The 17,801-nt window shown below is 59.6% G+C and carries 17 protein-coding genes and 3 tRNA genes; 11 read left to right on the top strand and 9 right to left on the bottom strand.

The annotated features are described in order from the left end of the window. The first annotated feature begins 42 nt into the window (after positions 1-42). Positions 43-798 carry a flap endonuclease Xni gene (xni, locus tag CWM61_RS12695; RefSeq protein WP_004142871.1) on the top strand — a complete coding sequence of 252 codons (756 nt, stop codon included), beginning with the start codon at positions 43-45 and terminating at the stop codon, positions 796-798. A 72-nt stretch (positions 799-870) separates the two neighbouring features. On the opposite strand, the gene fucO is transcribed toward xni, so the two are convergent. Continuing rightward, complete coding sequence (gene fucO, locus CWM61_RS12690; RefSeq protein WP_100631336.1) at positions 871-2,019, bottom strand: lactaldehyde reductase; 1,149 nt, start codon at positions 2,017-2,019, stop codon at positions 871-873. A gap of 27 nt (positions 2,020-2,046) precedes the next feature. Continuing rightward, complete coding sequence (gene fucA / locus CWM61_RS12685) at positions 2,047-2,694, bottom strand: L-fuculose-phosphate aldolase (RefSeq protein WP_002915470.1); 648 nt, start codon at positions 2,692-2,694, stop codon at positions 2,047-2,049. 566 nt (positions 2,695-3,260) lie between these two features. On the opposite strand from fucA, the gene fucP reads away from it, so the two are divergent. The 5 genes from fucP (at position 3,261) to fucR (ending at position 9,098) form a co-directional block, all read left to right on the top strand. Further along, complete coding sequence (gene fucP, locus CWM61_RS12680; RefSeq protein ID WP_074387721.1) at positions 3,261-4,571, top strand: L-fucose:H+ symporter permease; 1,311 nt, start codon at positions 3,261-3,263, stop codon at positions 4,569-4,571. Positions 4,572-4,603: 32 nt separating this feature from the next. Next, on the top strand, positions 4,604-6,379 hold the full coding sequence (gene fucI, locus CWM61_RS12675; protein WP_100631335.1) for an L-fucose isomerase: 1,776 nt from the start codon (positions 4,604-4,606) through the stop codon (positions 6,377-6,379). 107 nt (positions 6,380-6,486) lie between these two features. Beyond that, positions 6,487-7,905: an L-fuculokinase gene (gene fucK, locus CWM61_RS12670; RefSeq protein ID WP_100631334.1), complete on the top strand. Its 1,419-nt coding sequence runs from the start codon at positions 6,487-6,489 to the stop codon at positions 7,903-7,905. 1 nt (position 7,906) lies between these two features. Next, a complete protein-coding gene (fucU, locus tag CWM61_RS12665) occupies positions 7,907-8,329 on the top strand; it encodes an L-fucose mutarotase (RefSeq protein WP_017899197.1) in 423 nt (140 codons plus the stop codon). A 58-nt stretch (positions 8,330-8,387) separates the two neighbouring features. Beyond that, complete coding sequence (gene fucR, locus CWM61_RS12660) at positions 8,388-9,098, top strand: L-fucose operon activator (protein WP_004142883.1); 711 nt, start codon at positions 8,388-8,390, stop codon at positions 9,096-9,098. A 48-nt stretch (positions 9,099-9,146) separates the two neighbouring features. On the opposite strand, the gene rlmM is transcribed toward fucR, so the two are convergent. The 4 genes from rlmM to CWM61_RS12640 form a co-directional block, all read right to left on the bottom strand. Next, complete coding sequence (rlmM, locus tag CWM61_RS12655; RefSeq protein WP_100631333.1) at positions 9,147-10,247, bottom strand: 23S rRNA (cytidine(2498)-2'-O)-methyltransferase RlmM; 1,101 nt, start codon at positions 10,245-10,247, stop codon at positions 9,147-9,149. Further along, positions 10,240-10,635 carry a DUF423 domain-containing protein gene (locus tag CWM61_RS12650; RefSeq protein WP_002915543.1) on the bottom strand — a complete coding sequence of 132 codons (396 nt, stop codon included), beginning with the start codon at positions 10,633-10,635 and terminating at the stop codon, positions 10,240-10,242. The genes rlmM and CWM61_RS12650 overlap by 8 nt, the downstream gene beginning before the upstream one ends. 19 nt (positions 10,636-10,654) lie before the next feature. Further along, a complete protein-coding gene (gcvA, locus tag CWM61_RS12645) occupies positions 10,655-11,572 on the bottom strand; it encodes a glycine cleavage system transcriptional regulator GcvA (protein WP_002915545.1) in 918 nt (305 codons plus the stop codon). Positions 11,573-11,924: 352 nt separating this feature from the next. Beyond that, positions 11,925-12,149 (bottom strand): YgdI/YgdR family lipoprotein, encoded by a 225-nt coding sequence (locus CWM61_RS12640; RefSeq protein WP_002915549.1) that lies wholly within the window; start codon positions 12,147-12,149, stop codon positions 11,925-11,927. Positions 12,150-12,346: 197 nt separating this feature from the next. On the opposite strand from CWM61_RS12640, the gene csdA reads away from it, so the two are divergent. Together csdA and csdE are read left to right on the top strand one after the other, a co-directional pair. After that, on the top strand, positions 12,347-13,552 hold the full coding sequence (gene csdA, locus CWM61_RS12635) for a cysteine desulfurase CsdA (protein ID WP_008806276.1): 1,206 nt from the start codon (positions 12,347-12,349) through the stop codon (positions 13,550-13,552). Next, positions 13,552-13,989: a cysteine desulfurase sulfur acceptor subunit CsdE gene (csdE, locus tag CWM61_RS12630; RefSeq protein WP_074387716.1), complete on the top strand. Its 438-nt coding sequence runs from the start codon at positions 13,552-13,554 to the stop codon at positions 13,987-13,989. The genes csdA and csdE overlap by 1 nt, the downstream gene beginning before the upstream one ends. Before the next feature lie 141 nt (positions 13,990-14,130). Here csdE and tcdA read toward each other — a convergent pair whose 3' ends face one another. Together tcdA and mltA are read right to left on the bottom strand one after the other, a co-directional pair. Further along, positions 14,131-14,940 (bottom strand): tRNA cyclic N6-threonylcarbamoyladenosine(37) synthase TcdA, encoded by an 810-nt coding sequence (gene tcdA, locus CWM61_RS12625; protein WP_074387715.1) that lies wholly within the window; start codon positions 14,938-14,940, stop codon positions 14,131-14,133. An 88-nt stretch (positions 14,941-15,028) separates the two neighbouring features. Then, positions 15,029-16,126 (bottom strand): murein transglycosylase A, encoded by a 1,098-nt coding sequence (gene mltA, locus CWM61_RS12620; RefSeq protein ID WP_071839043.1) that lies wholly within the window; start codon positions 16,124-16,126, stop codon positions 15,029-15,031. Between the two features lie 210 nt (positions 16,127-16,336). On the opposite strand from mltA, the gene CWM61_RS12615 reads away from it, so the two are divergent. The 3 genes from CWM61_RS12615 (at position 16,337) to CWM61_RS12605 (ending at position 16,632) form a co-directional block, all read left to right on the top strand. Continuing rightward, positions 16,337-16,413: transfer RNA gene (locus CWM61_RS12615), tRNA-Met, on the top strand. Positions 16,414-16,446: 33 nt separating this feature from the next. Continuing rightward, positions 16,447-16,523, top strand: a tRNA-Met gene (locus CWM61_RS12610). Positions 16,524-16,555: 32 nt separating this feature from the next. Continuing rightward, a tRNA-Met gene (locus CWM61_RS12605) sits at positions 16,556-16,632 on the top strand. 94 nt (positions 16,633-16,726) lie between these two features. Here CWM61_RS12605 and cobT read toward each other — a convergent pair. Then, complete coding sequence (gene cobT, locus CWM61_RS12600; RefSeq protein ID WP_100631332.1) at positions 16,727-17,782, bottom strand: nicotinate-nucleotide--dimethylbenzimidazole phosphoribosyltransferase; 1,056 nt, start codon at positions 17,780-17,782, stop codon at positions 16,727-16,729. Positions 17,783-17,801 lie beyond the last annotated feature (19 nt).

Here is a 17,801-nt window from a genome sequence, read left to right as displayed (position 1 = left end):
TGGCGATGTTACCCTAAAGACGCTGAGAATAAGGGGGTATCTGTGGCTGTTCATCTGTTAATCGTCGACGCGTTAAATCTGATCCGCCGCATCCATGCGGTGCAGGGTTCGCCCTGCGTCGATACCTGCCTGCATGCGCTGGAGCAGCTGATCGTCCACAGTCAGCCCACCCACGCGGTGGCGGTGTTTGATGATGAAGATCGCGCCCATGGCTGGCGCCACCAGCGCCTGCCGGAGTACAAAGCCGGCCGCGCGCCGATGCCGGAAACGCTGGTGGCCGAGATGCCAGCGCTGCGGGCCGCCTTCGAACAGCGGGGGATCCGCTGCTGGGCCTCGCCGGGCAGCGAAGCGGACGACCTCGCCGCCACTCTGGCGGTGAAGGTAGCTCAGGCGGGTCATCAGGCCACCATCGTCTCCACTGACAAAGGCTACTGTCAGTTGCTGTCACCCACCATCCGCATCCGCGACTACTTTCAGAAGCGCTGGCTGGACGCGCCCTTTATCGCCAGCGAGTTCGGTGTCACTCCGGAGCAACTGGCGGATTACTGGGGGCTGGCGGGGATCAGCAGCTCGAAGGTGCCGGGCGTAGCGGGCATTGGTCCCAAAAGCGCCGCCCAGCTGTTGAACGAGTTTCAGGACCTGGAGGGGCTGTACGCCCGTCTGGCCGAGGTCCCGGAGAAGTGGCGCAAAAAACTGGCCGCGCATCAGGAGATGGCCTTCACCTGCCGGGAAGTGGCCCGCCTGCAGACCGACCTCCAGCTGGACGGTAATCTGCAGCAGCTGCGGCTGACGCGCTGACCATCGTTAAGAGAGGTGCCGGTGCAGGGTAACGGCTCCCGGCACCGACGGCTTCCCCCCCGGGCCTGGCAATCACCAGGCTGCCTGATATAACCCGACGATATCGGCCAGGCGCGCCTCGCGTGGGTTACCACCGGTACACACATCCTCCAGCGCCGCCTGCGCCAGCGCCGGAATATCTTCTTTCCTGACGCCCACCTCGCGTAGATGGCCGGGAATACCGACATCGCGGTTTAGCTGGCAGACCGCCTCCACTGCCGCCTGGCGCGCGGCAGTCAGGCTTAACGCTTCCACCCTGACGCCCATCGCCCTGGCGATATCGCGATATTTTTCCCCGGTCGCCTCAGCATTAAAGCGCATCACGTGCGGCAAAAGGATGGCATTCGCCACGCCGTGCGGCGTGTTGTAAAAAGCGCCGAGCGGATGCGCCATGCCGTGCACCAGCCCGAGCCCGACGTTGGAAAACCCCATCCCCGCGACATACTGGCCCAGCGCCATGGCTTCGCCCGCGCCGGCGTCCCCGGCAACTGAGCCGCGCAGCGCCCCGGCAATGATCTCGATGGCCTTGAGGTGCAGCGCCTCGGTCAACGCCCAGGCGCCGCGAGTGAGATACCCTTCGATAGCGTGCGTCAGGGCGTCCACGCCGGTAGCCGCCTTCAGCGCCGGCGGCATGGCGTCCATCATATCGGCATCGATAAAGGCCACCTGCGGAATATCATGCGGATCGACGCAGACGAACTTGCGCCGCTGTTCTTCATCGGTGATGACATAGTTAATCGTCACCTCCGCCGCGGTACCCGCGGTGGTCGGCACCGCGAAGATCGGCACGCTGGGCTGACGGGTGGGCGACAGCCCCTCAAGGCTACGGACATCGGCGAATTCCGGGTTACGCTGAATAATACCGATCGCTTTACAGGTATCCTGCGGCGAACCGCCGCCGATGGCGATCAGGTAATCCGCCCCGCTGCGCTGAAAGGCCTGCAGTCCCTGCTGGACCACGGCAATGGTCGGGTTAGGGATCACGTCGCTGAACATATCCCATGCCAGCCCGGCGGCATCCAGTTTGTCGGTGACTTTCGCCGCCACACCGCACCGGGCGAGCGTGCTGTCGGTCACGATCAATGCTTTGCGATAATCGCGCCGCGCCACTTCATCGGTTAATGCGTTTATCGCTCCCCGGCCAAACCACGCCGTTTCGTTGAGGATCATTCTGTTTGCCATCGCGTCTCTCCTGTTAGCATTGCGGCATCACTCTTCAATGCGTAATCCGTAGGTTTTGAACTTCTCCAGCACGATGGCGATCGCCTCGTCATCCAGCACCGGTACCGGGTCGGTAATCGCCAGGGTGCTGAGATAGAGTTGGGCCAGAACTTCCACTTCATGCGCCAGCCAGAGCGCTTTCTCCAGGCTGGCCTCGCAGGCGATCAGGCCATGATGTTGCAGCAGCGTCGCCTTGCGGTGCTTCAGCGCCACCGCGACATGTTCAGACAGCTCGCGGGTGCCGAAGGTGGCATAGGGCGCGCAGGGGATCGAATTCCCGCCGGCCGCGGCAATCATATAGTGGATGGCCGGGATGGGCCGGTTGAGGATCGACACCGCCGTACAATGAACGGCATGATTGTGGACCACCGCCTGGGCATCGGGCCGCGTCTGGTAGGCCGCCTGATGAAAACGCCATTCGCTGGAGGGCAGTTTTCCCTGCTCATGCTGGCCGTCGGCATCAATAAAGACGATCTTGTCTTCCGTCAGCTTTTCATACGGGATACCGGTGGGGGTGATCAGCATTCCTCCCTGATAGCGCACGCTGACATTGCCGGCGGTCCCCTGATTTAACCCCAGGCGGGTCATTTCCAGGCAGGTATCGATAATCTGCCGGGCCAGTCTGTTTCTTTCCATTGCGTTCCTCTTTTGGTGACTCATCATCCGTCAACGGTAGGGCAACGGAAATATCGTCGGCTACCGTGGGATAGGGTGAATAATGGTCTTCATCATCAACCTGAATAATCAAAGGGGAATTTTCATGACTATATTTTGTGAACCGCGTCAATAATTCCGCCATGAAAAGATGAATTACGTCCGTTAAGAGCGCGTTTAAAATGCCCGTTCTTAATAATATTTAATCAAGCGGGCATTTTATTTTCTTGTAACATTTGCCCGTTTTCCACGATATACATTCATTCGGTCATTAGCATTGTGGTTTTGTGAATTTATTTTCTCAAACGGTCAGCGTTTTTGAAAAATTAAAGTGACAATTATCACATAAAATGGCCCGCAGAACGTTAAGTGTGACCATCATCATATTAACAGGCGGTTTTTATTTGAAAATGAAGCCATGAGTTCCGCCGTGACTTTCATTTCACTCACCGGCGCGTCACCTGAGCTCACTTAATTTTGCGGTCTGCTGCAGCACCAGACTGCGCCCTGAACGCTGTTGTAAATGCTTCTGAACCGATGAGGACGCTATGGGAAACACAACGATACCAACGCAAAGTTACCGCGCCATGGAGAGCGGGCAGAGTAAGAGCTACATTATTCCTTTTGCTCTGCTGTGCTCCCTCTTTTTTCTGTGGGCCGTGGCCAATAATCTGAATGATATTTTATTACCGCAATTTCAACAGGCCTTTACCCTGACTAATTTTCAAGCCGGATTAATCCAGTCGGCTTTTTATTTTGGCTATTTTGTTATTCCCATCCCCGCCGGGATGCTGATGAAAAAATTCAGCTATAAAGCAGGTATTCTTACTGGCCTGTTTTTATATGCCTGCGGCGCCGCGCTGTTCTGGCCTGCCGCCGAAGTGATGAATTACACCTTATTCCTGATTGGATTATTTATTATCGCCGCCGGGCTTGGCTGTCTGGAAACCGCGGCCAACCCGTTTGTGACCGTCCTCGGTCCGGAAAGCGGTGGTCACTTCCGCCTTAATCTGGCCCAGACCTTTAACTCCTTTGGCGCCATTATTGCCGTGGTATTTGGCCAGAGTCTTATTTTGTCTAACGTCCCGCATCAGCCGCAGGAGGTGCTGGATAAAATGACGCCGGAACAGCTCGGCGCCTGGAAGCACAGCCTGGTCCTGTCGGTACAAACCCCCTATATGATTATCGTGGCCATCGTCCTGCTGGTCGCCCTGCTGATCGTCTGCACCCGCTTCCCCTCCCTGCAGAGCGATGACCACAGCGACAGCGCGCAGAGCACCTTCCTCGCCTCGCTGACGCGCCTGATGCGCATCCGTCACTGGCGCTGGGCGGTGCTGGCCCAGTTCTGCTACGTCGGCGCGCAAACCGCCTGCTGGAGCTACCTGATTCGCTACGCTATCGAAGAGATCCCGGGCATGACGGCCGGTTTCGCCGCCAACTACCTGACCGGCACCATGGTCTGCTTCTTTATTGGCCGTTTTACCGGCACCTGGCTTATCCGCCGCTTCGCGCCGCATAACGTGCTCGCTATCTATGCGTTTATCGCCATGCTGCTCTGTTTGCTCTCCGCCTTCAGCGGCGGCCACGTCGGTCTGCTGGCCCTGACCCTGTGCAGCGCCTTTATGTCCATTCAGTACCCGACCATCTTCTCGCTGGGGATTAAGCATCTGGGCCAGGACACCAAATATGGCTCGTCATTTATCGTCATGACCATTATCGGCGGCGGGATCGTCACCCCGGTGATGGGTTTTGTCAGCGACGCCGCCGGCAATATCCCGACCGCCGAACTGGTCCCGGCGCTGTGCTTCGCCATCATCTTTATTTTTGCCCGTTTCCGTTCACAAGCGGCGACGAACTAAACCTGTTATCCGCATAACCTGAGGGATCTGTAATGAAAAAAATGAGCTTACCGAAGATCGGTATCCGCCCGGTAATCGATGGTCGTCGCATGGGGGTCCGCGAGTCGCTGGAAGCGCAAACCATGAACATGGCGAAAGCCACCGCCGCGCTTATCAGCGAGAAACTGCGCCACGCCTGCGGCGCCCAGGTGGAGTGCGTGATTGCCGATACCTGCATCGCCGGCATGGCCGAGTCGGCCGCCTGTGAAGAGAAATTCAGCAGCCAGAACGTCGGCGTGACCATCACCGTCACCCCCTGCTGGTGCTACGGCAGCGAAACCATCGACATGGATCCGCTGCGCCCGAAGGCCATCTGGGGCTTTAACGGCACCGAGCGTCCAGGGGCGGTCTATCTGGCCGCCGCGCTGGCGGCCCATAGCCAGAAAGGGATCCCGGCGTTCTCCATCTACGGGCATGACGTGCAGGATGCCGATGACACCTCGATCCCGGCGGACGTCGAAGAGAAGCTGTTGCGCTTCGCGCGCGCCGGCCTGGCGGTCGCCAGTATGAAAGGGAAAAGCTATCTGTCGCTGGGCGGCGTCTCAATGGGCATCGCCGGCTCCATCGTCGATCATAACTTTTTTGAGTCCTGGCTCGGCATGAAGGTGCAGGCTGTCGACATGACGGAGCTGCGCCGGCGAATCGATCACAAAATCTATGATGAAACCGAGCTGGAGATGGCGCTGGCGTGGGCGGATAAACACTTCCGCTACGGCGAAGATCAGAACGCCGAGCAGTATAAGCGCAATGAAACACAGAGCCGCGCGGTGCTGAAAGAGAGCCTGCTGATGGCGATGTGCATCCGCGACATGATGCAGGGCAACCCGAAACTGGCGGAAAAAGGGCTGGTGGAGGAGTCGCTGGGCTACAACGCCATCGCCGCCGGTTTCCAGGGTCAGCGCCACTGGACCGATCAATACCCCAATGGCGATACCGCTGAAGCGCTGCTCAACAGCTCTTTTGACTGGAACGGGGTGCGCGAGCCGTTTGTCGTCGCCACCGAAAACGACAGCCTCAACGGCGTGGCCATGCTGATGGGTCATCAGCTCACCGGCACCGCCCAGGTGTTTGCCGACGTGCGCACCTACTGGTCGCCGGACGCCGTTGAGCGGGTCACCGGGCAGCCGCTCACCGGGCGGGCGGAGCACGGCATTATTCACCTGATTAACTCCGGCTCTGCGGCGCTGGACGGCTCCTGCCAGCAACGCGACGCGCAGGGCAACCCGACGATGAAACCTCACTGGGAGATTGAACAGAACGAGGCGGATGCCTGCCTCGCGGCGACCGAATGGTGCCCGGCGATCCACGAATACTTCCGCGGCGGCGGCTTCTCTTCCCGCTTCCTGACCGAAGGCGGCGTGCCGTTCACCATGACCCGGGTGAACATCATCAAAGGCCTGGGGCCGGTGCTGCAAATTGCCGAAGGCTGGAGCGTGGCGCTGCCCAAAGCGATGCACGACCAGCTCGACGCCCGTACCAACTCCACCTGGCCCACCACCTGGTTTGCCCCACGCCTGACCGGCAAGGGTCCGTTCAGCGATGTGTACTCGGTGATGGCCAACTGGGGCGCCAACCACGGCGTGCTGACCATCGGGCACGTTGGCGCGGATTTCATTACCCTCGCCGCCATGCTGCGCATTCCTGTCTGCATGCACAACGTGGAAGCGGCGAAAATCTACCGCCCCTCCGCCTGGGCCGCGCATGGCATGGACATCGAAGGCCAGGACTACCGCGCCTGCCAGAACTACGGGCCGCTGTATAAGCGTTAACAGGTTGGTTTCGCCCGGTGGCGCAGGCTTACCTGGCCTACAGACGCGCGCGGTCTGTAGGCCGAATAAGCGCCGCGCCATCCGGCGATGTTGTTTCGGGAGTCACTATGAAGCAAGACGTTATCCTGGTCCTCGACTGCGGCGCCACCAACGTGCGGGCGATGGCCGTTGACCGACAGGGAAACATTATCGCCCGCGCCGCAACGGCGAACGCCAGCGACATCGCGGCGGAGAACAGCGACTGGCACCAGTGGTCGCTGGAGGCCATTATGCAGCGCTTTGCCGACTGCTGTCGGCAGATCCATGACCAGCTGGCCTCCTGCACGGTGCGCGGCATCACCGTCACGACCTTTGGCGTCGATGGCGCGCTGGTGGATGAGCAGGGTGCCCTGCTGTATCCGATCATCAGCTGGAAATGCCCGCGCACCGCGGCGGTGATGGAGAATATCAGCCAGTATATGCCAGCACACCAGCTGCAGCAGATTACCGGCGTCGGCGCGTTTGCGTTCAACACCCTGTATAAGCTGATCTGGCTGAAAGAGTGCCACCCGCAGCTGCTGGCGCAGGCCCATGCCTGGCTGTTTATTTCGTCGCTGATCAACCATCGGCTGACCGGGGAGTTCACCACCGACCTCACCATGGCGGGCACCAGCCAGATGCTCGATCTCCGGCAGCGCGATTTCAGCGCGCCAATCCTGCAGGCGACCGGCCTGCCGCGCCGCCTGTTCCCGCGGCTGGTTGAAGCAGGCCAGCCGATCGGCGCCCTGCTGCCGGAGGCCGCTGCGCTGCTGGGCCTTCCCGTCGGGATCCCGGTTATCTCGGCCGGGCATGACACCCAGTTCGCTCTGTTTGGCGCCGGCGCCGGGCAGGATGAGCCGGTGCTCTCCTCCGGGACCTGGGAGATCCTGATGGTGCGCAGCGCCCAGGTCGACACTTCGCTGCTCTGCGACTACAGCGGCTCCACCTGCGAGCTGGACAGCCAGCCGGGCCGCTATAACCCGGGAATGCAGTGGCTGGCCTCCGGCGTGCTCGAATGGGTGCGCAAGCTGTTGTGGAGCGCTGACACGCCGTGGCAGACGCTGATTGCCGAAGCGCAGGCGATCCCGCCCGGCGCCCAGGGCGTCAGGATGCAGTGCGACCTGCTCGCCAGCCAGCACGCCGGCTGGCAGGGCGTCACGCTCAACACCACCCGCGGCCATTTTTACCGCGCCGCGCTGGAGGGGTTAAGCGACCAGCTGGCGCAGCATCTGCAAACCCTGGAAAACATCGGCGGCTTCAGGGCGAAAGAGCTGCTGCTGGTGGGCGGCGGCAGCCGCAACGCGCTATGGAACCAGATCAAGGCCAACCGACTCGGGATACCGGTCAAAGTCCTCGATGATGCCGAAACCACCGTGGCCGGCGCGGCGATGTTTGGCTGGTATGGCGTAGGCGAGTTCTCTTCGCCGGAACAGGCCAGAGCGCAGGTCGCGTACCGCTACCGCTATTTCTGGCCACAAACTGAACCTGAATTAACAGAGGAAACCTGAGATGCTCAAAACCATTTCCCCGCTGATATCGCCGGAGCTGCTGAAAGTGCTGGCCGAAATGGGCCATGGGGATGAAATCATTTTTTCCGATGCCCACTTCCCGGCGCACAGCATGGGGCCGCAGGTGATCCGCGCTGATGGCCTGCGGGTCAGCGATCTGCTGCAGGCGATTATCCCGCTGTTCGAGTTAGACAGCTACGCGCCGCCGCTGGTGATGATGGCCGCCGTCGAAGGCGATGCGCTGGACCCGACGGTGGAACAGCGCTATCGGCAGGCGCTCTCGGCGCAGGCCCCCTGCCCGGATATCGTGCGGATTGACCGCTTTGCCTTCTACGACCGGGCGCAAAAAGCCTTTGCGATCGTTATCACAGGAGAGTGCGCTAAGTACGGAAATATCCTTTTAAAAAAAGGAGTCACGCCGTAATCTCATGCCGGAGCGTCTGCCTGATGCAGACGCTCAATCAATGATGGGATGAGAATAAATGAAAGCAGCCCGCCAGCAGGCGATCGTCGATCTCCTGATCACCCACAGCAGCCTGACCACCGAAACCTTGTCAAAACAGCTCAACGTCAGCAGGGAAACCATTCGCCGCGATCTGAGCGAGCTGCAGGCGCAGGGCAAAGTGCTGCGCAACCACGGCCGGGCCAAAGTGATCCATCAGCGCAGCCAGGACAGCGGCGACCCTTTTCACATGCGGCTGAAAAGCCATTACGCGCATAAAGCCGATATCGCCCGCGAAGCGCTGGCCTGGATTGACGAAGGGATGGTGATCGCCCTCGATGCCAGCTCCACTTGCTGGTATCTCGCCCGCCAGCTGCCGGACCGCCCGCTGCACGTCTTTACCAACAGCCAGCCCATCTGCCAGGAGCTGGCCAAACGCGACCAGATCACGCTCACCTGCTCCGGCGGCACTCTGCAGCGGAAATATGGCTGCTACGTGAACCCGGCGCTGATTTCCCAGCTGAAATCGCTGGAGATCGATCTGTTTATTTTTTCCTGCGAAGGCATCGACCCGCAGGGCGCGCTATGGGACTCCAATGCGTTCAATGCCGACTTTAAATCGATCCTGCTTAAGCGCGCGGCGCAGTCACTGCTACTGATCGACAAAAGCAAGTTCAACCGTTCCGGTGAGGCGAGAATTGGTCATCTGGATGACGTGACGCATATTGTGTCGGATGCGCCGCAGCCTTAAGGGGAAGGCCGGAGGACGCGCACGCGTCTCCGGCCTGAGGGGGAAGGATTAACGCTCGTCGCGACGTCCGCCGACGGCGGCCCACAGGCGACGCACATGAACGGTCACCTCTTCACGATCGTGATACAGCTGACGCGCCTGGATCTGGGCGTTGATGCCGTGCTCGTCCAGTTGGGCCTGAATATAGGCCAGATTCTGCGACACCTCTTCATAGCGCTTTTTCATCGGCAGCTTGAGGTTGAAGATGGTCTCCCGGCACCAGCCGTTGACCAGCCACTGCGCCATCAGCGCCGCCACTTTCGCTGGTTTCTCTACCATGTCGCAGACCATCCACGAGATGTTGTTGCGCGTGGGGCGATACTTAAAGCCATCTTCGCGCAGCCAGGTCACCTGGCCGGTATCCATCAGGCTCTGCGCCATTGGGCCGTTATCCACCGAGGAAACCCACATATTGCGTTTCACCAGCTGATAGGTCCAGCCGCCCGGGCAGGCGCCGAGATCGACGGCATACATACCGTTCGCCAGACGCTCATCCCACTCATCCGCCGGAATAAAGACGTGGAACGCCTCTTCCAGCTTGAGGGTGGAGCGGCTCGGCGCATCGGACGGGAATTTAAGACGCGGAATGCCCATATAGAACGGCGAGTTGTTGTTAGACAACGAGTAGCCGGTGTAGCAGCAACCGGGGGCGATAAAGAACACATGGACCACCGGACGTTTTGACGTTTCATAGTTGGTCAGCACGCCCGCCTCGCGCAGCGCCGCGCGTAACGGCACCGTAAACTTGCGGCAGAACTTCATCAGCTCTTTGCTTTCGTTGGTATCCGCCACTTCCACACGCAGCTCGCCACCCTTCTCCACCACGCCCTGCAGCATACCGACGATCGGGGAAATCCGGTCTTCCGGCGGCAGATCGCGCAGCAGTTCGCCGACCACAAACATCTGGCGGGCGAACACCAGGGAGCTGAACGGCAGTTCGCGCACCAGCTTTTCGCCATCATCGGCCTGATAGCACTCAAAAATCACATAGCCGGAGTCATCTTTGACTCGGGCAAAACCAAACACCTCAAGGCGGGCGGCCTTATCGGTAATTTCTGCTGCGCACTCTTTCTCAAACCCAGGGCGACAATAGAGGACAACCTTATTCATGAACAACGCCCTTACGTTTCAGACGAATTGCACCAATTAACATTAAAACCCAACCGGCGAGGAAGCTTACGCCGCCCACCGGGGTCACGAACGCCCACAGACGTAAATGAGACAACGCCAGACAATAGAGGCTGCCGCTGAACAGCACGGTCCCTAACGCCAGAAACACGCTGCTCCAGTAGAACCAGATACTGATCCGACGCTGCATCGCCACCGCCAGACCAAAAATCGCCAGGGTATGGAAGGCCTGATACTCCAGGCCGGTATGGATCCAGGCCATCTCCGCCGCGCCGAGCGATTGACTTAATACATGCGCGCCAAAGGCACCCAGAGCCACAAAGATAAAGCCGCTAATCGCGGCGAATATCAGCATAAAACGGCTGGTCATGTTTTTACCCTACAAGTATTTATTGTTCATAACGAAAGCGGAATTTTTCTTGCTCACTTGCCGCTTTCGCCAGGATCCATTGCCGGAAAGCGGCTATTTTACCCAGTTCTGCCTGACTGTCATGGCAAACAAGGTAAAACGCATTCTTACTGACCAGAACATCATTAAACGGACACACCAGACGACCGGCTTCAATTTCGGACTGCGCCATCACGTTGTTGGCCAGCGCCACGCCCTGCCCGTGAATGGCCGCCTGCAGCACCATCGCGCTATGGCTGAAAATCGGCCCCTGTTGCACATTAATATGGCTTAGACCAAGCTGGCGGGTATAAGTTTGCCAGTCGCGGCGGGACGCATCGTGAAGCAGCGTATGTTGCGCCAGATCGGCAGGCGTTTTCAATGCCTTGTCGCCGGTGAGCAAGAGCGGGGAACAGACCGGCAGCAGATACTCGGCGTACAATTTTTCCACACGCAGGCCCGGCCAGTTGCCGCGGCCGTAAAAAATCGCCACATCGACATCGTCCGCCAGCTTATCCTCCTGGCGGTCCACCGCCTGGATCCTGACGTCGATTCCCGGATAAGCTGAGTTAAAGCTTGTCAGTCTCGGCACCAGCCACTGAATGGCGAAACTTGGCAATAAACTGACCGTTAATGCCCCTTTGGCGCTGCGCGCCTGCAGTTTACGCGTCGCTTCCGTCAGTTGCGAAAAAATCTCTTTAATATCCTGAAAATAGCTCTGCCCTTCTTCCGTTAACAGCAGCGAACGATTGCGCCGCCGGAACAGCTTAAGGCCCAGAAAATCCTCGAGAGACTTGATTTGATGGCTGACTGCGGCCTGCGTCACAAAAAGCTCATCGGCTGCCCGAGTGAAGCTGAGATGACGTGCGGCTGCATCAAAAACACGTAATGCATTCAGAGGTGGTAATCGCTTCGACATGGTTATTCTGGCTTAGATGTTAACTCAATTTAACAAATAGGAAACAATGATTAACCTATTAGTTTTTTTTATCTGAGCCATTATAAATTGTCCGTTGAGGTTCTACCAGCAAATACCTATAGTGGCGGCACTTCCTGAGCCGGAACGAGAAGCTTTTTTTGGAATGCGTGTTCCATCAAGCTTTTGGCTTACGGTTGTGATGTTGTGTTGTTGTGTTTGCAATTGGTCTGTCTTTGCAGACCCTGGTAGCAAAGCTACCCCCTTTTCACTTCCTGTACATTTACCCTGTCTGTCCATAGTGATTTAATGTAGCACCGCAACGCGCGGTGCTTTTTTTTGCCTTTTTACTGCCTTACTCGTCCAGCTCACCCAGCTGTTTCACGTCAGAGCGATTGATCTGCTGTTTGTTGCCCCACGCGTCCTTATACGAGATCATGCCAGTATCATTATCGGTTTGCGGTTTCCCGTCGGTAACGATGGTTCGCCCATCATTGGTATGCATCACATAGTTAGAGGAACAGGCGCTCAGGCCTAAAGTCAGCATACAGGCAGAGATAATCGCAGCGGCCTTAGTCATTTTCATTTTTCTCTCCTTACGGCTATTTATACTATTCGTGACTCGTTAAGTAATAGGTTAAAACACAAACCCAACACTTTTCAGCATAACCCTCTTTGACCCACCTGAAGTCACATTCGGACAATTCCACAGGGCGCAGAGGCCTTGTCACGCCCGGCAAATTGCGCGACGATCGCGGGATTGATACGAGGAATTCCATGAACGCATTCAACCCGGCGCACTTTCGCGCGCAGTTTCCGGCTCTGGCCGATGCCGGCGTCTATCTCGACAGCGCGGCGACCGCGCTCAAACCGCAGGCGGTGATCGACGCCAGCGACCAGTTTTATCGCCTGAGCGCCGGCAACGTCCATCGCAGCCAGTTCGCCGCCGCCCAGCGGCTGACCGAGCGCTATGAGGCGGCCCGCGAACGCGTCGCGGCGTGGCTTAACGCCCCGTCCGGCAAAGATATCGTCTGGACGCGGGGAACCACCGAGGCCATCAATATGGTGGCGCAGAGCTACGTCCGGCCGCGCCTGCAGCCTGGCGATGAAATTATCGTTAGCGAAGCCGAGCATCATGCCAACCTCGTGCCCTGGCTGATGGTGGCCGGGCAGACCGGCGCCCGAGTGGTCAAACTGCCGCTTGGCGCCGACCGCCTGCCGGATATCGCCAGCCTCAGCGCGCTCATCACCCCGCGCAGCCGGGTGCTGGCCATCGGTCAGATGTCCAACGTCACCGGCGGCTGCCCGGACCTGGCGCAGGCTATCCGCCTTGCTCACGCCGCCGGGATGGTAGTGATGGTCGATGGCGCCCAGGGGGCGGTGCATTTCCCCGCTGACGTGCAGGCGCTGGATATCGATTTTTACGCCTTTTCCGGCCATAAGCTGTATGGCCCAACCGGGATCGGCGCCCTGTACGGCAAAAGCGAGCTGCTGGCGGCGATGTCGCCCTGGCTCGGCGGCGGAAAAATGATCGCCGAGGTCAGCTTTGACGGCTTTACGCCGCAGCCGGCCCCTTATGGTCTCGAGGCCGGCACGCCGAATGTCGCCGGGGTAATCGGCCTTAGCGCCGCCCTGGAGTGGCTGGCGCAGAGCGATATCGGCCAGGCGGAAAACTGGAGCCGCAGTCTGGCGAGTCTGGCGGAAGAGGCGCTGGCGAAACGGCCGGGCTTCCGCTCTTTCCGCTGCCAGCAGTCAAGCCTGCTCGCCTTTGAATTCGACGGTGTTCATCACAGCGATCTGGTGACGCTGCTGGCGGAGTCGGGCATTGCCCTGCGTGCCGGGCAACACTGCGCCCAGCCGCTGCTGGCGGCCTTAGGGGTCAGCGGCACGCTGCGGGCCTCTTTCGCCCCCTACAATACCCAAGACGATGTTGCAGCGCTGGTCCACGCGGTGGATCGCGCCCTGGAAATTCTGGTGGATTAATGACAACTCTGCACCCCTTCGGCACAACCATTACCGACGCCACGCTGCGCCAGACCTTCGCCCCGCTAAACCAGTGGGAGGATAAATATCGTCAGCTGATTTTATTGGGCAAAAAGCTGCCGGCGCTGACCGATGAGCGCAAAGCGCAGGCCCGGGAGATTGCCGGGTGTGAAAACCGCGTCTGGCTGGGCTATGAGGAGGACGCCGAGGGCAGGCTGCACTTCTTTGGCGACAGCGAAGGACGGATTGTGCGCGGTCTGCTGGCGGTACTGTTGACCGCCGTGGAAGGAAAAACCCGCGCCGGGATCCTGGCGCAGGATCCGCTGGCGCTGTTCGACGAGCTGGGGCTGCGCGGCCAGCTCAGCGCCTCGCGCAGCCAGGGCCTCAGCGCCCTGAGCGAGGCGGTACTCGCCGCCGCCCGCGAGGTTGAGGTTTAAGCTCATCCCGGGGGCGGCGCTTGACGCGCCTTGCCCGGGCTACGGGCTCATGCAGTTTTGTCGCCCGGACAGGTGCGCAGCGCCGCCTCCGGGGAATTGTCCTGTAGACCGGGTAAGGCGCCTGCGCCGCGACCCGGGAATTTACGTCGTCTGCCGCTCCGCTTTCGCCAGCATCTTCTTCAGAGCATGCGACACCGCGACAAAACCAAAGGTCGCGGTCACCATGGTGGCCGCGCCAAAGCCGGAAGCGCAGTCCATCCGCTTCGGCCCTTCCGCCGTGCTCTTCATCGCGCAGACGCTGCCGTCCGCTTGCGGGTAGACCAGCGCTTCCGTAGAGAAGACGCAGTCCACGCCGAGCTTACCTTTACTGTTTTTCACCACTCCAAACTGACTTTTCAGCCGCTCGCGCAGTTTAGCCGCCAGCGGATCCTGGATGGTCTTCGCCAGGTCAGCGACCTGGATCTGCGTTGGGTCAATCTGACCGCCCGCTCCGCCGGTGGTGACCAGCGGCACTTTGTAGCGGCGACACCAGGCGATAAGCGCCGCTTTCGGCCGGACGCTATCGATCGCGTCGATGACATAGCTAAAGTCGGCGCCCAGGTATTCCGCCACGTTTTCCGGGGTCACGAAATCATCCACCACCGTCACCCGACACTCCGGGTTGATGAGACGAATACGTTCCGCCATCACTTCCGCTTTCGCCAGCCCGACGTTGCCGCTCAGGGCGTGGATCTGACGATTAGTGTTGGTGACGCAGACATCATCCATATCAATAAGGGTAATCGCCCCGATGCCGGTTCGCGCCAGCGCTTCCGCCGCCCACGAGCCGACCCCGCCGATCCCGACCACGCAGACGTGGGCGTCGGCAAAACATTGCAGCGCTTTTTCACCATATAAACGTGCCGTACCGCCAAAACGCTGGCGCCAGGCATCGCTGATTACAACAGACATAGAACCTCAGAACAAAATGACAGCGCCCGGAGGCCGCCGTAAAACGGCGTCATCCGGGCGCCCAGGTCAACAGGCATGGCCAGGGGAGTTAGCCGCTAAAGACGTTCCCCGCGCCCGGGGCGTTTTTCAGCACCCATACGCGGCCGTAATGGTTATACCAGCCGGCACGGTGGCCTGCGTCAGGCCCAATACCCTGATAAATGTCGAAATGCTGGCCTTTGATGGCCCCGCCGACGTCGAGAGCGACCATCAGGCGCAGTTCGTACTGGCCGTTAAACTTGCCGTTATTATCCAGCAGTGGCACCTCGGCCAGCAAGGTAGTTCCCGGCGGAATTATCGACCGGTCGGAAGCCACCGAAGCGCGGCCGATCAGCGGCACGGCGCTGGCGCCTTTCACCGGCGCGAAAGACTGTGGTTTAAAGAACACAAACGACGGGTTCTGCTCCAGCAGCTCGCGCACTTCCGCTTCGCTGTGCTTTTCACCCCACTCGCGGATCGCCTGCATCGACATATCTTCTTTCTTGACTTCCCCACGGTCGATCAGCACCTTGCCGATACTGCGGTAGGACCAGCCGTTTTTCCCGGCATAGCTAAAGAAGTTGAGCGGCGAACCATCGCCAAAATCGATATAGCCGCTGCCCTGCACGTCCATGATGAAGTTATCCATCAGCGAATTGCTGTACGCCAGCACATAGTTGTCGCTCAGCGCGCCGGCATAAATGCTGGCGCGGGACGGCAGCTTGCCGCGTTTCGGCGGCATACGGTAAATGGGGTACTGGAATTCACCCTGACGGGTGTGGCGCGCCTGCACGACCGGCGTGTAGTAGCCGGTAAACTGGACGTTGCCATAGTTGTCGGTGCCCTGCATCTGCCAGGCGTCAATGCCGAACTGGCGCAGCGTACGCGTGTCACCGCCCGCGCGCAGCCACTCCTGCAGCGCATTATAGACGTTGCTCTGGCTATTATAGAGGCGCGGCGAGGCGTTACGAATTTGATTAACCTGTTCGGAGAAGTCGCCGGCGTTGATCGGCGCCCCGACGGCATCCGGCTGGTTTACCAGTGAAAACGGCTGGGTGAACTTGCCATCGCTATATTGCTGACCGCGGTCGGTCGGTTTTGAGGAACAGGCGGCGAGCATGGCCAACATTGCCCCCGTCGCTACATATTTTGCCCAACGTCCTTTCATGGTGTCTCATCTTTTGCTGCGAAGCCTTAGTGCGTGTTGAAGATAACAAAGCGCCGGGGCTATTGAAATGCGCGATCTCATCGATGGCACAGATTTGTGTAAAAAAAGACCACAACATGGCGTTTTATAAGCCAATTCTTACAAAAATGTCGATTTGGTCGAAAAAAGGTTGCAACATCTCGCTAGCGGAGTATAGTGCGCTTCCACGGACGCGGGGTGGAGCAGCCTGGTAGCTCGTCGGGCTCATAACCCGAAGGTCGTCGGTTCAAATCCGGCCCCCGCAACCAATTAAAATTTGATGAAGTAAAGCAGTACGGTGACGCGGGGTGGAGCAGCCTGGTAGCTCGTCGGGCTCATAACCCGAAGGTCGTCGGTTCAAATCCGGCCCCCGCAACCAATCAAATTTGACAAAGTGAAGCAGTACGGTGACGCGGGGTGGAGCAGCCTGGTAGCTCGTCGGGCTCATAACCCGAAGGTCGTCGGTTCAAATCCGGCCCCCGCAACCAACATCATAAACACCCTCAAGGGTGTTTTTTTGTTTCTGTCGCCGGCAAAACCTCTGCCGAAAACGGGAACGGCTATTGCCGCCCCTTCTCAGGTTTACCCCTTCGGTAAAACAATATTGCTTGCCGACAGCATGCCCATGCGATGGTACATCGCACAGGCCGCCTCGACGATCGGCATCGCCAGCGCCGCGCCGCTGCCTTCTCCCAGACGCATGCCCATATTGAGATACGGTTCGAGTCCCAGGTGCGCCAGCGCGATACGCGCCCCCTTCTCCGCCGAATAGTGGGACGGGATCAGATACGGTTTTACCTCCGGCGCTATCTGACACGCCGCCAGCGCCGCCGCGTAGGAAAGAAAGCCATCCAGCACCACCGGCAGCCCACAGGCCGCCGCCCCCAGCATCACCCCCGCCATCCCCAGCAGATCGAAACCACCGACTTTGCTCAGCACGTCGAGACCATCATTCGGGTCGGGCTGATTGACGGCGATAGCCCGCCGCACCACCTCCACCTTGTTGCCAACCTTCGCCAACGGCAGATTGGCGCCAATCCCGACCACCTCCTGCGCATCGCTGCCGGTCAGAACGCTGACGATCGCCGCCGCCGGCGTGGTATTGGCCATCCCCAACTCGCCGACGCCAAACAGGGTAACGCCCTCCTGCGCCAGCGCGCGGGTGTAGCGCATCACCTCCAGCAACAGCTCCTGTCCCTGCTCGCGGCTCATGGCCGGGCCGCGGGCAATATTGCCGCAGCCCCGCGCCACCCGCATATTCACCACGCCGGGCAGCGGTTCGCTATCGATACCGACATCTATCACATGTACTTTCGCCCCGGCCTGCGCGGCGAGCACGCAGACGCCGGTGGTGCCGCGGGTCATATTCGCCGCCTGGATGGCGGTGACCGCTTTCGGCGAAATCGCCACCCCTTCGTCCCACACGCCATGGTCGGCGCACATCACCAGCAGGGCCTTTTTCGCCACCTGCGGCTGGCCGCCCAGGCCGGGCATTCCCGCCAGCTGCACCGCCAGCGCCTCCAGACGCCCCAGGCTGCCGGGGGGCTTGAGTAAGCCGTCGATGTGTTGCTGTGCCCGCGCCATGGCGTCGGCGTCCGGCGCGGGGATCGCCCGCAGAACCGTGTTTAAATTTTGCATACAGAATCCCTGCCAGGGC

The sequence above is a fragment of the Klebsiella sp. K-Nf6 genome (assembly GCF_002806655.1).
GTDB classification, from domain to species: domain Bacteria; phylum Pseudomonadota; class Gammaproteobacteria; order Enterobacterales; family Enterobacteriaceae; genus Klebsiella; species Klebsiella variicola.
Note: the sequence above shows the minus strand (reverse complement) of the source record. Positions and strands in the feature narration are given on the sequence as shown.

Excerpts from the sequence above, each read along its gene's own strand:
- gcvA (WP_002915545.1), bottom strand. The coding sequence starts at position 11,572 with ATGTCGAAGCGATTACCACCTCTGAATGCATTACGTGTTTTTGATGCA.
- fucU (WP_017899197.1), top strand. The coding sequence starts at position 7,907 with ATGCTCAAAACCATTTCCCCGCTGATATCGCCGGAGCTGCTGAAAGTG.
- fucI (WP_100631335.1), top strand. The coding sequence starts at position 4,604 with ATGAAAAAAATGAGCTTACCGAAGATCGGTATCCGCCCGGTAATCGAT.
- mltA (WP_071839043.1), bottom strand. The coding sequence starts at position 16,126 with ATGAAAGGACGTTGGGCAAAATATGTAGCGACGGGGGCAATGTTGGCC.
- fucO (WP_100631336.1), bottom strand. The coding sequence starts at position 2,019 with ATGGCAAACAGAATGATCCTCAACGAAACGGCGTGGTTTGGCCGGGGA.
- CWM61_RS12640 (WP_002915549.1), bottom strand. The coding sequence starts at position 12,149 with ATGACTAAGGCCGCTGCGATTATCTCTGCCTGTATGCTGACTTTAGGC.
- tcdA (WP_074387715.1), bottom strand. The coding sequence starts at position 14,940 with ATGTCTGTTGTAATCAGCGATGCCTGGCGCCAGCGTTTTGGCGGTACG.
- CWM61_RS12650 (WP_002915543.1), bottom strand. The coding sequence starts at position 10,635 with ATGACCAGCCGTTTTATGCTGATATTCGCCGCGATTAGCGGCTTTATC.
- rlmM (WP_100631333.1), bottom strand. The coding sequence starts at position 10,247 with ATGAATAAGGTTGTCCTCTATTGTCGCCCTGGGTTTGAGAAAGAGTGC.
- fucR (WP_004142883.1), top strand. The coding sequence starts at position 8,388 with ATGAAAGCAGCCCGCCAGCAGGCGATCGTCGATCTCCTGATCACCCAC.
- cobT (WP_100631332.1), bottom strand. The coding sequence starts at position 17,782 with ATGCAAAATTTAAACACGGTTCTGCGGGCGATCCCCGCGCCGGACGCC.
- fucP (WP_074387721.1), top strand. The coding sequence starts at position 3,261 with ATGGGAAACACAACGATACCAACGCAAAGTTACCGCGCCATGGAGAGC.
- fucK (WP_100631334.1), top strand. The coding sequence starts at position 6,487 with ATGAAGCAAGACGTTATCCTGGTCCTCGACTGCGGCGCCACCAACGTG.
- csdE (WP_074387716.1), top strand. The coding sequence starts at position 13,552 with ATGACAACTCTGCACCCCTTCGGCACAACCATTACCGACGCCACGCTG.
- fucA (WP_002915470.1), bottom strand. The coding sequence starts at position 2,694 with ATGGAAAGAAACAGACTGGCCCGGCAGATTATCGATACCTGCCTGGAA.
- csdA (WP_008806276.1), top strand. The coding sequence starts at position 12,347 with ATGAACGCATTCAACCCGGCGCACTTTCGCGCGCAGTTTCCGGCTCTG.